Origin of the sequence: Pseudomonas sp. TWP3-1, from assembly GCF_049896625.1 — a bacterium.
Classification (GTDB): Bacteria; Pseudomonadota; Gammaproteobacteria; order Pseudomonadales; family Pseudomonadaceae; genus Aquipseudomonas.
Genome location: NZ_JAFCUQ010000007.1, coordinates 196352 through 210852 on the forward strand (window position 1 = coordinate 196352; position 14501 = coordinate 210852).

Sequence of the window (14501 nt, forward strand, 5' to 3'; positions counted from 1 at the left end):
GGGCTCTTGGCGGTATTGTTAACAGCGCATTACCCCCCCATCTTTTTCCTGCCCATACAAGCTGTTACTGTACGGCCCACTAAGCCCAAGCCGCCTGGATCGGATCTGACTTGAAGCGTCCCCTCCTCCTGCTCCTGATCAGCCTGGCCTTGAGCTCAACCGCAAGCGCGACGATTACCGAAAGTCACGGTTATGCGCAGTTCGGCACGCTCAAGTACCCGGCCAGATTCACCCACTTCGACTGGGTCAACCCGCAAGCGCCCAAGGGCGGTACATTGCGGGTGATGGCATTCGGCACCTTTGATACGCTCAACCCGTACACGTTCAAGGGCACCAGCCCGGTCACCACAGCGAATTTCCTGCAATACGGCATCAACGAGCTGAACGAGCCGTTGATGGTCGGCACCGGCCAATACTCGCCCTCCGGTGATGAGCCAGCCTCCAGTTATGGCTTGATCGCGCAATCGGTGGAGTACAGCGAAGATCGCAGCTGGGTGGTGTTCAATCTGCGCCCCGAGGCGCGTTTCCACGATGGCACGCCGATCACCGCGTATGACGTGGCGTTTTCCTATCGCCTGTTGCTCAAGGAAGGTCATCCGCTGTATCGCACCGCACTGCAGGAAGTGCTGCGCGTGGATATCCTCAACAAGCAGCGGATTCGTTTCGTGCTCAAGCGCTCGGGCAACCCGCTGCTGATTCTGCGTCTGGGTGAGTTGCCGGTGCTGCCGCAGCATTACTGGAAGGATCGCGACTTCAAGGCCACAACCTTCGAGCCACCACTGGGCAGCGGCCCGTATCGCATCACTTCGGCGACGCCGGGCCGGCAGTTGATCTTTGAGCGGGTCAAGGATTACTGGGGCAAGGACTTGCCGGTGAATCGCGGCAAGTACAACTTCGACAGGATGGAAGTCGAGTTCTACCGCGACAGCGACGTGGCGTTCGAAGCGTTCAAGGCTGGCGAATTCGATATCTACATCGAACACCAGGCGAAGAACTGGGCCAACGGCTACAACTTCCCCGCCGTGCGGCGTGGCGAGGTGATCAAGGCGCAGATCCCGCACCAGATTCCGACGCAGAGTCAGGGTCTGTTCATGAACACCCGCCGCGCGACCTTCTCCGATGTGAAGACGCGTGAAGCGCTGGGGCTGATGTTCGATTTCGAGTGGACCAACCGCGCGTTGTTCAGCGATGCCTACAAGCGCACGACCAGTTACTACCCAAACAGCGAATTCGCCGCCAGCGGCCTGCCGGTCGGGCGCGAATGGCTGATGCTCAAGCCGTACAAGGATCAACTGCCGGCGCGATTACTCACCGAGCCGTTCAGCCTGCCGAAAACCGAGGGGCGCGGCATTCCCCGCGAAACCATGCGCAAAGCCCTCGCGCTGCTGACCGAAGCGGGCTGGAAGCTAAACGGCCAACGCCTGCAAAACGCCGCTGGCCAGCCGCTGCGTTTCGAACTGTTGCTGGTCAATCCGAATCTGGAGCGTCTGCTTCAGCCCTACATCGAAAACCTCAACAGCATCGGCATCGAGGCGCGGCTGCGCACGGTGGATCGGGCGCAATACAAACAGCGCCTTGATCAGTTCGATTTCGACATGATCCTGATGACCCTCAACCAGACCCTCAGCCCGGGTCTGGAGCAGTGGCAGTACTTCCACTCCAGCCAGGTCGGGGTCAAGGGCAGCAAGAATTACGCGGGCATTGCCAACCCGGTGGTCGATCATCTGCTTGAGCAATTGCTCGCCGCGCGCACCCGCGATGAACAAGTCGCCGCCGGCAAAGCGCTCGACCGCGTGCTGCTGTGGCAGCACTACATCATTCCCAACTGGTACCTCAATTATCACCGTCTGGCTTACCGCAACCGGTTTGCCTTCGTCACTACGCCGCCCTATACGTTGGGTCTGAGCGCATGGTGGCTGAAATCTTCGGAGACAGATCGATGAAGCCTATCCGCGCCCTGCTGGTGCAGGTCGGCGGCCTGTTGTTCGCCGGGCTGGCCTGTGCCGCCCCGCAACACGCCGTGACCCTGTACAACGAGCCGCCGAAATACCCCGCCGATTTCAAGCATTTCGATTACGTGAACCCCGACGCGCCCAAGGGCGGGATCTTTCGTCAGGCCGGTTTTGGTGGCTTCGACAGCCTCAACCCGTTCATCAGTAAGGGTGTGCCGGCGGACGACATCGGGCAGATCTACGACACCCTGACCAAGCACAGCCTCGACGAACCTTTTACCGAATACGGCCTGATCGCCAGGAAGATCGAAAAAGCCCCGGACAACAGTTGGGTGCGTTTCTACCTGCGTCCTGAAGCAAAGTTCAACGACGGCCACCCGGTACGCGCCGAAGACGTGGTGTTCAGCTTCCAGACGCTGACCAAGGACGGCTCCCCGCTGTATCGCGGCTACTACAACGATGTCGAAGAAGTCATCGCCGAAGACCCGCTCAAAGTGCTGTTCAAGTTCAAGCACACCAACAACCGCGAACTGCCGCTGATCCTCGGCCAGTTGCCGGTGCTGCCGAAACACTGGTGGGCCAGTCGCGATTTCAACAAGGGCAACCTGGAAATCCCATTGGGCAGCGGCCCGTATCAGCTGACCCAGGTCAAGGCCGGGCGCTCGGTGCGTTATGAGCGGGTCAAGGATTACTGGGGCAAGGACTTGCCGGTCAATCGCGGTTTCTACAACTTCGACGTGATGACCACCGATTACTACCGCGACAACACCGTGGCGATTGAGGCGCTGAAGGCCGGGCAGTTCGATTACTGGCTGGAGATGACCGCCAAGAGCTGGGCCAACGCCTACAACATTCCGGCGGTCACCGAAGGACGGCTGATCAAGGAACAGATCCCCAACGGCAACCCCACCGGCATGCAGGGCTTCGTGTTCAACCTGCGCCGCCCGGTGTTTCAGGATATTCGAGTGCGGCGTGCGCTGACGTTGTTGTTCGACTTCGAATGGACCAACAAACAATTGTTCAACGGCGCCTACGCGCGCAGCCGCAGCTTTTTCGAGAATTCGGAAATGGCTGCCACCGGCCTGCCCGACGCCGATCAACTGGCGATCCTCGATCCGTTCCGCAGCCAACTGCCGGCGCAGGTGTTCAGCGAAGCCTTCGAGAACCCGAAAACCGATGCCAGCGGAATGATCCGCACCCAGCAGCGCGAGGCCTATCAACTGCTGCAAGAGGCTGGCTGGAAAATCGTCGATGACAAAATGGTCGACGCCAGCGGCAAACCGGTGAGCATTGAGTTCCTGCTGGCGCAGACCGATTTCGAGCGGGTGCTGCTGCCGCTCAAGCGCAACCTCAGCGACCTCGGCATCGAGCTGGTGATTCGTCGCGTTGACGTTTCGCAGTACATCAATCGCGTGCGCTCGCGGGACTTCGACATGATCGTCGGCAGCTTCCCGCAATCCAACTCGCCGGGTAACGAGCAGCGCGAGTTCTGGATGAGCGCAGCCGCCGACAAGCCGAGCAGTCGCAATACCATGGGTCTGAAGGATCCGGTGGTCGATCAACTGGTCGAGCGCCTGATCAACGCCGATTCGCGCCAGAGCCTGGTGGCCCATGCGCGCGCCCTCGACCGGGTGCTGCAGTGGGGTTATTACGTGATCCCCAATTGGCACATCAAGACCTGGCGCGTGGCTTATTGGAACCACCTCGGTCACCCGCAAATCTCACCCAAGTACGACATCGGCACCAGCACCTGGTGGATCAAACCCGATGCGAAGCCGGCAGTAGAAATCCAAAACCAACTGCAAGCCGACCCTGCGGGCACGGAGTAATCAGATGCTGGCGTACATTTTTCGGCGACTGCTGCTGATCGTCCCGACCTTGTTTGGCATCTTGCTGATCAACTTTCTGATCATCCAGGCCGCCCCCGGCGGACCGGTAGAGCAGATGATCGCCAAGCTCGAAGGCTTCGAAGGCGCCACCAGCCGCATCGCCGGTGGCGGTGTCGAAGTGTCCGTGGCAGGTTCCGCCTATCGCGGCGCACAAGGTCTGGACCCGGCGCTGGTCAAGGAAATCGAGAAGATGTACGGCTTCGACAAGTCGGCGCCGGAGCGTTTGTGGATCATGATCAAGAACTACGCCCAGCTGGATTTCGGTGACAGTTTCTTCCGCGACGCCAAGGTCATCGACCTGATCAAGGAAAAAATGCCGGTATCGATCTCGCTCGGGTTGTGGAGCACGCTGATCATGTACCTGGTGTCGATCCCGCTGGGGATCGCCAAAGCCACGCGCCACGGCAGCCACTTCGACGTCTGGACCAGCTCGGCGATCATCGTCGGCTACGCGATCCCGGCGTTCCTGTTTGCGATTCTGCTGATCGTGGTGTTTGCCGGCGGAAGTTATCTCGATTGGTTTCCATTAAGAGGGCTGACCTCGAACAACTTCGATGAACTGAGTTTGGGCGGCAAGATCCTCGACTATTTCTGGCACCTCGCGTTGCCAGTGACAGCGTTAGTGATCGGCAACTTCGCGACCATGACCCTGCTGACCAAAAACAGCTTCCTCGATGAAATCAACAAACAGTACGTGGTCACTGCCAAGGCCAAAGGTCTGACTCGGCATCGCGTGCTCTACGGCCACGTTTTCCGCAACGCGATGCTGCTGGTGATTGCCGGATTTCCTTCGGCGTTCATCGGCATTTTCTTCACCGGTTCGTTGCTGGTCGAGGTGATTTTCTCCCTCGACGGCCTCGGCCTGATGAGCTTCGAAGCGGCGATCAACCGCGATTACCCGGTGGTGTTTGGCACCCTGTTCATCTTCACCCTGCTCGGGTTGGTGGTGAAACTGATCGGCGACCTCACCTACACCTTTGTCGATCCGCGCATCGACTTCGAAAGCCGGGAGCATTGAGATGAACCTGTCCCCTCTCAATCGCCGCCGTTTCGAACTGTTCAAGGCCAACAAGCGTGGCTGGTGGTCGCTGTGGCTGTTCTTGATTCTGTTTGGCGCCAGCCTCGGCGCCGAACTGATCGCCAACGACAAACCGCTGGTGGTGCATTACGACAACAACTGGTATTTCCCGGCCATTCAGCGCTACCCCGAAACCACCTTCGGCGGCGAATTCCCGCTGGAAGCCAACTACAAGAGCCCGTACATCCGCGAACTGCTCAAGGCCAAAGACGCATGGGTGCTTTGGGCGCCGATCCCCTACAACTACCAAAGCATCAACTACGACCTGAAAGTCCCGGCGCCGGCCCCGCCATCGGCGGACAACTTGCTGGGCACCGACGATCAGGGCCGTGACGTGTTGGCGCGGGTGATTTACGGATTCAGGATTTCGGTGCTGTTTGCGCTGACCTTGACCGTCTGCAGCTCGATCATCGGTGTGATCGCCGGGGCCTTGCAGGGTTTCTATGGCGGCTGGGTCGATCTGGCCGGCCAGCGCTTTCTGGAGATCTGGTCGGGGTTGCCGGTGTTGTACCTGCTGATCATCCTCGCCAGTTTCGTCCAGCCGAATTTCTGGTGGCTGCTGGGGATCATGCTGCTGTTCTCGTGGATGAGCCTGGTGGACGTGGTGCGCGCCGAGTTCCTGCGCGGGCGCAACCTCGAATACGTACGCGCCGCGCGGGCGCTGGGGATGCAGAACGGCGCGATCATGTTCCGCCACATTCTGCCCAACGCCATGGTTTCGACCATGACCTTCATGCCGTTCATCCTGACCGGCGCCATTGGCACCCTGACCGCGCTGGACTTCCTCGGTTTCGGCTTGCCGGCCGGCAGTCCGTCGCTGGGCGAATTGGTGGCGCAGGGCAAATCCAATCTGCAAGCGCCGTGGCTGGGCATGAGCGCGTTTGCCGTGTTGGCGTTGATGCTGAGTTTGCTGGTGTTTATCGGCGAGTCCGCTCGCGATGCCTTCGACCCGAGGAAGTGAAATGAATCAGGACAATCTGATCGAAGTGCGCGACCTCGCCGTTGAATTCGTGGTCGGCGAGCGCGTGCAGCGGGTGGTAGAGGGCGTAAGCTTCGACATAAAGCGCGGCGAAACCCTGGCGCTGGTCGGCGAGAGCGGTTCGGGTAAATCGGTGACCGCACACTCGATCCTGCGCCTGCTGCCCTACCCGCTCGCCCGGCATCCGTCCGGCACCATCGAATACGCCGGGCAAAACCTGCTGGGGCTGAAAGAAAAAACCATCCGCCAGATTCGTGGCAACCGGATCGCGATGATCTTTCAGGAGCCTATGACCTCGCTCAACCCGCTGCACTCGATCGAGAAGCAGATCAACGAGGTGCTGGGCATCCATAAAGGTCTGACCGGCAAAATCGCAACCAGGCGCACGCTGGAACTGCTGGAGATGGTCGGCATCCCCGAACCGCACAGGCGCCTCAAGGCCTTGCCGCACGAATTGTCCGGCGGTCAGCGTCAGCGGGTGATGATCGCCATGGCCCTGGCCAACGAGCCGGAGCTGTTGATCGCCGACGAGCCGACCACCGCGCTGGACGTGACCGTTCAGCTGAAAATCCTCGATTTGCTCAAGGAACTTCAGGCTCGATTAGGCATGTCGCTGCTGTTGATCAGCCACGATTTGAACCTGGTGCGAAGAATTGCGCATCGCGTATGTGTCATGCAGCGCGGTTGCATCGTCGAACAGGCATCGTGCGCAGAGCTGTTCGGTTCACCGCAGCATCCGTACACTCGGGAATTGCTCGGCGCGGAGCCTAGCGGAGGCCCGGCGACCAATGAAATCGGGCCAGCGCTGCTTGAGGTCGAGGATCTGAAAGTCTGGTTCCCGATCAAGAAAGGCCTGCTCAAACGCACGGTTGATCATGTCAAAGCGGTGGATGGCATCAATTTCAGCCTGCCCCAAGGTCAGACTTTGGGGATTGTCGGGGAAAGCGGTTCCGGTAAATCCACGCTCGGTCTGGCGATTTTGCGTTTGATTGGCAGCAAAGGTGGCATCCGTTTTGAGGGCAAGCAGCTAAACTGCCTGACGCAGAACGAGATTCGACCGCTGCGGCGCGAGATGCAGGTGGTGTTTCAGGACCCGTTTGGCAGCCTGAGCCCGCGCATGTGCGTCAGCGATATCGTTGGCGAAGGTCTGCGGATTCACAAGATCGGCACAGCGGTAGAACAGGAAGCGGCGATTATTGCGGCTTTGAAGGAGGTAGGTCTGGATCCGGAAACCCGGCACCGCTACCCCCACGAATTTTCCGGTGGGCAACGGCAGCGAATCGCCATTGCTCGAGCCTTGGTGCTCAAACCGGCGCTGATCCTGCTGGACGAGCCGACTTCGGCGCTCGACCGGACGGTGCAGCGGCAAGTGGTCGAGCTGTTGCGCTCGCTGCAAGCCAAGTACAACCTGACGTATTTGTTCATCAGCCATGACCTGGCTGTCGTCAAAGCGCTGAGCCACCAGTTGATGGTGGTCAAGCATGGCCAAGTGGTCGAACAGGGAGACGCGCAAAGTATCTTTGCCGCCCCCCAACATCCGTATACACAGCAGTTGCTGGAAGCCGCTTTTCTGGCACCAGCCACTGCGCAATAACCTGAAAGAGGAGCAACACATGGGTTTTCTCGCCGGTAAGCGCGTACTGATCGTCGGTGTCGCCAGCAAGCTGTCCATCGCATCCGGCATCGCTGCCGCCATGCATCGCGAGGGCGCTGAGCTTGCCTTCACTTATCAGAACGACAAGCTGAAAGGTCGTGTTGAAGAATTCGCCCAAGGCTGGGGCTCGAGCCCTGAGCTGTGCTTCCCGTGCGACGTGGCCAGCGATGAAGAAATCGCCAAGGTCTTCGAAGCACTGAGCAAGAAGTGGGACGGCCTGGACTGCATCGTGCACTCCGTCGGCTTCGCCCCGGGCGACCAACTGGACGGCGACTTCACCGAAGCCACCACCCGTGAAGGTTTCCGCATCGCGCACGACATCAGCGCCTACAGCTTCGTGGCCCTGGCCAAAGCTGGCCGCGAAATGATGAAAGGCCGCAACGGCAGCCTGCTGACCCTGTCGTACCTGGGCGCCGAGCGCACCATGCCGAACTACAACGTAATGGGCATGGCCAAGGCTTCGCTGGAAGCAGGCGTACGCTACCTGGCCGGCTCCCTGGGCCCGGACGGCACCCGCGTCAACTGCGTATCGGCTGGCCCGATTCGTACTCTGGCAGCTTCGGGCATCAAGAACTTCCGCAAAATGCTGGCCGCCAACGAAGCGCAAACCCCGCTGCGTCGCAACGTCACCATCGACGAAGTCGGCAACGCCGGCGCCTTCCTGTGCTCCGACCTGGCGTCGGGCATCAGCGGTGAAATCATGTACGTCGACGGCGGCTTCAACACCACCGCCATGGGCAACCTCGAAGAGTGATCTTCGGTTAGCCAATAAAAAACCCGCCTGAATTCAGGCGGGTTTTTTATGTGATCAAAATCAAAAGATCGCAGCCTGCGGCAGCTCCTACATTGGGATTGATGTACACCCGCCCTTCACCACTCAACACAATGAGCGCAAGCTCGAGTGCAGCTCTTGATCGAAAGCGCCCGTCGGCAGGCTGAGTGGAGGGATTGATCCGGGGGTGGGAGCGCAGCGACGTTTGGCGCAGCCAAACACATCGAGAGGAGGTGCAGCGCAGCAAACCGGAGGCGATGCCCCCGGATCAATCCCGGAGCGAAGGAACCCCGAGCCTAAGCGAGTGGGCCGAACGTCAGGGTAAAGCCTTTTGGGTTACCTTTTCGGCGTTTGGAAAAGGTGACCCGCCGTCAGGGCGGAACCCCAAGAAGCCGTTACCGCAGCAACGGATATGTACTCAGCCAGAAAAAAACCATCGCCAAGACTAACTGCGCTTGACCGCCTGCTTGTGCAAATACATCGCCCCATCCGCATCCGCCAGCAATTTATCCACGCTCTCATGCCTGTGCGCGTCGTACTCGATCTGCCCCACGCTGAAACGAATCGCATACCCGCGATGCAACGTCGCGTTGCGCTCTTCCAGAATTTCCTTGAGCCGCGTCATGACCAGATTGGTCTCGATATGGCTGGACCCGGTCAGTAACGCCACAAACTCATCCCCGCCCAAACGCCCGACCACATCACTCTCGCGAAAAGCGATCCGCAGCACATCGGCGAAGGTCTTCAGCGCGCTGTCGCCTTCGGCATGGCCGTACAGGTCGTTGATCTGCTTGAAATCATTCAGGTCAAAAAACAGCAACGTCGCCGGCCGGTTCAGACGCACACAAGCATCCAGCGCATGCTGGGCCAATTGCATGAAGCCGCGGCGATTGGACAGCAGCGTCAGCTCGTCCATGCTCGCCATCTGCACCGCGACCAGTTCCTGCTCGGCCATCCCGGCCAAATCGTGCAGCAACGCGCGTTCTTCATCGTCCAGTTCACGGGGTTTAGTGTCGATCAGGCACAGCGTGCCCATTTTGTTGCCATGCGGCACAGTCAGCGGATAACCGGCGTAGAAGCGAATGTTCGGCGCTCCGGTCACCAGCGGGTTGTCGTGGAAGCGTTCGTCCTCCGTGGCATCCGGCACCAGCAGCAAATCATCCTGCAGAATCGCGTGGCCGCAGAACGACACATCGCGCGAAGTCTCTGTGGCGTCCAGCCCCACACACGATTTGAACCACTGGCGATCCTTGTCCACCAGCGTGACCAGCGCAATCGGCACATTGAACAGGCGCTTGGCCAAACGCGTCAGCCTGTCGAAGCGTTCTTCCGGCGCCGAATCAAGCAGCTTCAGATCATGCAGCACTTGAATTCTCGCCGCCTCATTCGCGGGTTTGCCTGGTACCTGCATCACACACTCCATTTGCGTCCATGCGCCTAAGCGTAGCCCGAAATCGATCAAGGCTCACACACCTCAACCGCCGAGCACCGGGCACGGCCCGCCAGCATCGGCCCAGAGCTTGAATTGATTGACAAAGATGTCATGCGGCACTGGCACCGGCGCGCGCCCTGCCCCGGGATTCCAGCCCCAGAGCACCAGTTTGTCTTCACTGACATGTTTGAGCAGCGCGGCGAAGTCGCGGTCGCCGTTGCTCGCACGATCCTTGATCATCGCGCACAAGCGATCTGGCGGCAGGCCGATCCAGGCCATTTTGTGTGCGGCCGGCGGCAGGCTCCAGTGTGGCGCCCCCGGTGGCGTGTGCGCGCCATAACTGGCGGGCGGGTTGTTCTCGGCGTGACAGGTGGCGCACGGAAGACCGGCGGCGCCCTTGCCGTCCATGCCGCGCACCACGTTCATGGCGTGAGGCACGCCCGCATCGAATTGCAGCGGCGCATCGCCGGGAATGTGACAGTTCTGGCAACGCGGACTCTGAAAGACTTTCTGCACCGTGCCAAACGCCTTCAAGGCTTGCTGATCGTCAGCAAACAGATCCGAGGCGTACCCGCCCAGTCCGAGCAAAACCACCGCGCCCAACAGCAAATGACGTTTCATCTCACACCCCCGCCAGTTGCAGCGGCAATTCGCGCAGACGCTGGCCGGTCAGGGCAAACACTGCGTTGGCCACCGCTGGCGCCGTCGGCGGCACACCCGCCTCGCCGATACCGCCGGGCTTGTCGCTGCTGGGCACGATATGCACCTCGACCACTGGCATCTCGTTCAGCCGCAGCACTTGGTAGTCGTGATAATTCGATTGCTCGACCATGCCGTTTTTCAGGCTCAGTTTGCTGTGCAGCGCCATACCGAGGCCGAAGGTGATGCACGACTCCATTTGCGCCGCGATGCTCTGCGGGTTGACCGCAATCCCGCAATCCACGGCACACACCACCCGGTGCACGCGGATCTTCAGATTGTCCTGCGACACCTCCGCGACCTGCGCAACGTAGCTGCCGAACGACTCATGCACCGCCACGCCAAGCGCGTGGCCGTCAGGCAGCGGCGCTTTCCAGTTGGCCTTTTCCACCGCCAGATTCAACACACCGAGATGCCGGGCGTGATCCTTTAGCAAAGTGCGTCGGTACTCGACCGGATCCTTACCCGCCGCCGTGGCCATTTCATCGATCAGCGATTCCATGACAAACGCAGTGTGGCTGTGGCCCACCGAACGCAGCCACAACACGTCGATCCCGGTTTTCGGCGAATGCAGATCGACCTGATGATGGGCCAGATCCTTGACGTACGGACTGTCGGAAACGCCCTCGACCGAAGTCTGGTCAACGCCGTTCTTGACCATGGTCTGTTCCATGAACGTGCCGGACATGATCGACTGCCCGACCAGCACATGCTGCCACGCCGACGGGAAGCCATCCGCGCCAAGGCCGATCTTCGCCTGATGCAGGAACATCGAACGGTAATAACCGCCCCGGACATCGTCTTCACGCGACCACACGGTTTTCACCGGCAGACCTGCAGCTTTCGCCACCTGCACCGCTTCGGCGACGAAGTCCGAGGTCGGATTGGCCCGGCGCCCAAAACCGCCGCCGAGGAATTCAGTGTGAATCTCCACCTGCTCCGGTTTCAGCCCGGTGATCTTGCCGGCGACCATTTGATCCAACGTCTGAAACTGCGTGCCGGTCCAGATTTCGCACTTTTCGGCGCTGATCTTCACCGTGCAATTCAGCGGCTCCATCGGCGCATGGGCCAGATACGGCACGCTGTACTCGACGTCTATTTTCTTCGCAGCTTTGGCGAAATTGCCTTTGGCGTCCCCCGCCTGCGCCGCCGAACTGCCGGGTGTCGCCGCCAGTTTGCGGAAGCTGTCGAGCATTTTTTCACTGCTCAGATCCGCGTGCGGCCCCATATCCCAATCGACTTTCAGCGCATCGCGTCCGAGCTTCGCCGCCCAATAGTGATCGGCAATCACCGCCACCCCGCTCGGCACTTGCAGCACTTTGTGTACGCCGGGAATCGTCAGCGCGGCGGCGCCATCAAACGACTTCACCGTGGCGCCGAACACCGGTGCGCGGGCGACCATCGCCGTCATCAAGCCTTCAAACTGCACGTCCATGCCGAATTTGGCACGGCCGGTGATTTTCTCCGGGGTGTCGAGACGCTTGGTCGGTTTGCCGATGATCTTCCAGTCCTTGGCTTCCTTGAAAGTGATCGATTTCGGATCCGGCACCGGCAGTTGCCCGGCGGCGTCCGCCAGTTCGCCGTAGGTCGCGCGTTTATCGCCGGCAATCACCACGCCGGACTCGGTGCGAATTGTCGATGGCGCCACTCCAAAGCGCTTGGCCGCCGCTTCCAGCAGCATTTGCCGCGCGGTGGCGCCGGCCAGTCGGTAGCGATCGAACTCCATCCACGTAGAAGTCGAGCCGCCGGTGATCTGCATTCCGCCAAACCCCGGCATGCCGTAGTCAGCGGCCGAGGCTGGCGAGTGTTCGACACGGATTTTCGACCAGTCGGCGTCGAGTTCTTCGGCGATCAACATGGTCAGGCCAGTCCAGATGCCCTGGCCCATTTCCGAGTGGCCGAGCAACACGGTGACGCTGTTATCCGAGGCAATACGCAAGAAAGCATTTGGCGAAAACGCCTTGCCCTCATTCTCGGCGGCCATGGCAAACCGGTTGCCGCCGGGCACCGTAAACGCGATCACCAGACCGCTGCCCAACAGCGCACTGCCCTTGAGAAACCCTCTGCGGGATACAGGACTGTTCATCGCAGATCCCCCTTAACCGAGTTCGGCTGCGCGTTTGACCGCCGCGCGGATTCTTGGGTAAGTGCCGCAGCGGCAGATATTGCCGGAGAGCGCCTGGTCGATGTCACTGTCGGTGGGCGAGGGAATTTTCGCCAGCAGCGCGGCGGCGGACATGATCTGCCCGGACTGGCAGTAGCCGCATTGCACCACATCAAGTTCGGCCCAGGCCTGCTGCACCGGATGCGAACCATCGGTCGACAGGCCTTCGATGGTCAGTATCTTCTGGCCGTGGGCGACGGCGGTCGCGGGCGTGATACACGAGCGCAACGGCGCGCCATCGACATGCACGGTGCAGGCGCCGCACTGGGCCATGCCGCAACCGAATTTGGTGCCAGTCAGGTGCGCGACATCGCGCAGAACCCAGAGCAACGGCATGTCCGCGGGGACATCGAGCTCCTGATCCTTGCCATTGATGTTCAGGGTCAGCATCGGGGATTTCCTCAGACTCACGGTGTTCTGAAGGGCGTCGCTGCGGCTGTGGAAGGCCTGCGCGCGCCTCGGCTTATCCCTTTCAGCTAAGCGCAATTTGCGCTGCTGACCAGGCGCAGCGACCACCGGTCATGCCGCGACGTGCGCCTGCCGGATTACTCCTACAGTTGATACCGGCTGTTCACCCACACTTTCCTGGAGTCGCGAACATGGGATTTGTCACAACCAACGATGGCGTCGAGATCTTCTATAAGGACTGGGGGCCGAAAGACGCGCCAGTGATTCACTTCCACCACGGCTGGCCGCTCAGTTCGGACGACTGGGACGCGCAGATGCTGTTCTTTCTCGCCCAGGGCTTTCGCGTGATCGCCCATGATCGGCGCGGGCACGGGCGTTCGAGTCAGGTCTGGGACGGCCACGACATGGATCACTACGCCGATGACGCTGCTGCAGTGGTCAGCCACCTCGGTGTGCAGAAAGCCGTGCATGTCGGCCACTCCACCGGCGGTGGCGAAGTGGTGCATTACATTGCGCGTCACGGCGAAGACAAAGTGCTGAAAGCGGCGATCATCAGCGCCGTGCCGCCGTTGATGGTCAAGACCGAGAGCAATCCCGGTGGCTTGCCCAAATCGGTGTTCGATGACTTGCAGGCGCAACTGGCGGCGAATCGCGCGCAGTTTTATCGCGACGTTCCCGGCGGGCCGTTCTATGGCTACAACCGGCCGGGCGCCACCCCGTCAGAAGGGAACATTGCGAACTGGTGGCGTCAGGGCATGATGGGCGGCGCCAAGGCGCACTACGACGGGATCGTCGCGTTCTCGCAGACCGACTTCACTGAAGACCTGAAACGCATCACGATTCCGGTGCTGGTGATGCATGGGGACGATGACCAGATTGTGCCGTACGAAAATTCGGCGCTGTTGTCAGCGGAGTTACTGCAAAACGGCACGCTGAAAATCTACAAAGGCTTCCCTCACGGCATGCCGACTACCGAGGCGGCAACGATCAACGCTGATCTGCTGGCGTTTATCAAAGGTTAAGAAGAACGGGAGCAGGCTGGCCAGCACGCTGACTCCCTATTCTTCCTGCCGCCCGTCCCTATTGCGATCACGCTCGAAGTGTCTGGCGAGCGCAAACGCCGGCAACCACGCCTCGCGTCGCAACGTCCACAGTTCATAGCTCGGTTGCAATTGATCCGGCGCATCCAGCGCGCCAAGACTCACTTCCACTTCATCGCCGCTGCGGCCGAACACCGACGACCCACAGCGCGGACAGAAAAACCGTCCGGCGTAGTCCCGCGTTTCGCCAGTAATCACCACTGCAGTCTCGGGGAAAATCGCCGACGCATGAAACAATGCGCCCGTGTGCTTGCGGCAATCGAGGCAATGGCACAGTCCGACCCGATAGGGTCGCCCTGAAGCCTCGATTCGTACATCGCCGCACAGGCAACCGCCAGTGAATCGATCCATGCGCCACCTCCGCTCAATAGATA

Annotated in this window: 12 protein-coding genes; 7 read left to right on the top strand and 5 right to left on the bottom strand. The window is 60.4% G+C overall.

The features are described 5' to 3' along the window. Nucleotides 1–110: 110 nt before the first annotated feature. From ACP7BN_RS12430 to fabI, 6 genes are read left to right on the top strand one after another with little or no spacing between them, the layout of a single operon-like run. The gene (locus tag ACP7BN_RS12430) at nucleotides 111–1943 is read left to right on the top strand and encodes an extracellular solute-binding protein (protein WP_426204415.1); all 1833 of its coding nucleotides are present in this window, start codon (nucleotides 111–113) and stop codon (nucleotides 1941–1943) included. Next, complete coding sequence (locus tag ACP7BN_RS12435; protein WP_426204416.1) at nucleotides 1940–3781, top strand: extracellular solute-binding protein; 1842 nt, start codon at nucleotides 1940–1942, stop codon at nucleotides 3779–3781. Before ACP7BN_RS12430 ends, ACP7BN_RS12435 begins: the two co-directional genes overlap by 4 nt. A 4-nt stretch (nucleotides 3782–3785) precedes the next feature. Beyond that, nucleotides 3786–4859: a microcin C ABC transporter permease YejB gene (locus ACP7BN_RS12440; RefSeq protein ID WP_426204418.1), complete on the top strand. Its 1074-nt coding sequence runs from the start codon at nucleotides 3786–3788 to the stop codon at nucleotides 4857–4859. 1 nt (nucleotide 4860) lies between these two features. Next, on the top strand, nucleotides 4861–5880 hold the full coding sequence (locus tag ACP7BN_RS12445) for an ABC transporter permease (protein WP_420649415.1): 1020 nt from the start codon (nucleotides 4861–4863) through the stop codon (nucleotides 5878–5880). Nucleotide 5881: 1 nt separating this feature from the next. Next, entirely contained in the window at nucleotides 5882–7492 is a 1611-nt protein-coding gene (locus ACP7BN_RS12450; protein ID WP_426204421.1) for an ABC transporter ATP-binding protein, read from the top strand. A 19-nt stretch (nucleotides 7493–7511) separates the two neighbouring features. Next, entirely contained in the window at nucleotides 7512–8306 is a 795-nt protein-coding gene (gene fabI / locus ACP7BN_RS12455; protein WP_150802880.1) for an enoyl-ACP reductase FabI, read from the top strand. 463 nt (nucleotides 8307–8769) lie between these two features. Here the strand turns inward: fabI and ACP7BN_RS12460 are convergent, their stop codons facing one another. From ACP7BN_RS12460 to ACP7BN_RS12475, 4 genes are all read right to left on the bottom strand, one after another. Next, entirely contained in the window at nucleotides 8770–9735 is a 966-nt protein-coding gene (locus ACP7BN_RS12460) for a sensor domain-containing diguanylate cyclase (RefSeq protein ID WP_426204422.1), read from the bottom strand. A 63-nt stretch (nucleotides 9736–9798) separates the two neighbouring features. Further along, a complete protein-coding gene (locus ACP7BN_RS12465; RefSeq protein WP_426204424.1) occupies nucleotides 9799–10377 on the bottom strand; it encodes a hypothetical protein in 579 nt (192 codons plus the stop codon). A gap of 1 nt (nucleotide 10378) precedes the next feature. Further along, the gene (locus tag ACP7BN_RS12470; RefSeq protein ID WP_426204426.1) at nucleotides 10379–12541 is read right to left on the bottom strand and encodes a molybdopterin cofactor-binding domain-containing protein; all 2163 of its coding nucleotides are present in this window, start codon (nucleotides 12539–12541) and stop codon (nucleotides 10379–10381) included. Between the two features lie 12 nt (nucleotides 12542–12553). After that, a complete protein-coding gene (locus ACP7BN_RS12475) occupies nucleotides 12554–13009 on the bottom strand; it encodes a (2Fe-2S)-binding protein (RefSeq protein WP_426204428.1) in 456 nt (151 codons plus the stop codon). Between the two features lie 209 nt (nucleotides 13010–13218). On the opposite strand from ACP7BN_RS12475, the gene ACP7BN_RS12480 reads away from it, so the two are divergent. Then, nucleotides 13219–14049 (top strand): alpha/beta fold hydrolase, encoded by an 831-nt coding sequence (locus ACP7BN_RS12480; protein WP_426204430.1) that lies wholly within the window; start codon nucleotides 13219–13221, stop codon nucleotides 14047–14049. Between the two features lie 36 nt (nucleotides 14050–14085). Here ACP7BN_RS12480 and ACP7BN_RS12485 read toward each other — a convergent pair whose 3' ends face one another. Next, the gene (locus ACP7BN_RS12485) at nucleotides 14086–14478 is read right to left on the bottom strand and encodes a GFA family protein (RefSeq protein WP_426204432.1); all 393 of its coding nucleotides are present in this window, start codon (nucleotides 14476–14478) and stop codon (nucleotides 14086–14088) included. Nucleotides 14479–14501 lie beyond the last annotated feature (23 nt).

Coding starts and splice junctions, on each gene's coding strand:
- ACP7BN_RS12435 (WP_426204416.1), top strand. CDS start 1,940: ATGAAGCCTATCCGCGCCCTGCTGGTGCAGGTCGGCGGCCTGTTGTTC.
- ACP7BN_RS12440 (WP_426204418.1), top strand. CDS start 3,786: ATGCTGGCGTACATTTTTCGGCGACTGCTGCTGATCGTCCCGACCTTG.
- ACP7BN_RS12445 (WP_420649415.1), top strand. CDS start 4,861: ATGAACCTGTCCCCTCTCAATCGCCGCCGTTTCGAACTGTTCAAGGCC.
- ACP7BN_RS12450 (WP_426204421.1), top strand. CDS start 5,882: ATGAATCAGGACAATCTGATCGAAGTGCGCGACCTCGCCGTTGAATTC.
- fabI (WP_150802880.1), top strand. CDS start 7,512: ATGGGTTTTCTCGCCGGTAAGCGCGTACTGATCGTCGGTGTCGCCAGC.
- ACP7BN_RS12460 (WP_426204422.1), bottom strand. CDS start 9,735: ATGCAGGTACCAGGCAAACCCGCGAATGAGGCGGCGAGAATTCAAGTG.
- ACP7BN_RS12465 (WP_426204424.1), bottom strand. CDS start 10,377: ATGAAACGTCATTTGCTGTTGGGCGCGGTGGTTTTGCTCGGACTGGGC.
- ACP7BN_RS12470 (WP_426204426.1), bottom strand. CDS start 12,541: ATGAACAGTCCTGTATCCCGCAGAGGGTTTCTCAAGGGCAGTGCGCTG.
- ACP7BN_RS12475 (WP_426204428.1), bottom strand. CDS start 13,009: ATGCTGACCCTGAACATCAATGGCAAGGATCAGGAGCTCGATGTCCCC.
- ACP7BN_RS12480 (WP_426204430.1), top strand. CDS start 13,219: ATGGGATTTGTCACAACCAACGATGGCGTCGAGATCTTCTATAAGGAC.
- ACP7BN_RS12485 (WP_426204432.1), bottom strand. CDS start 14,478: ATGGATCGATTCACTGGCGGTTGCCTGTGCGGCGATGTACGAATCGAG.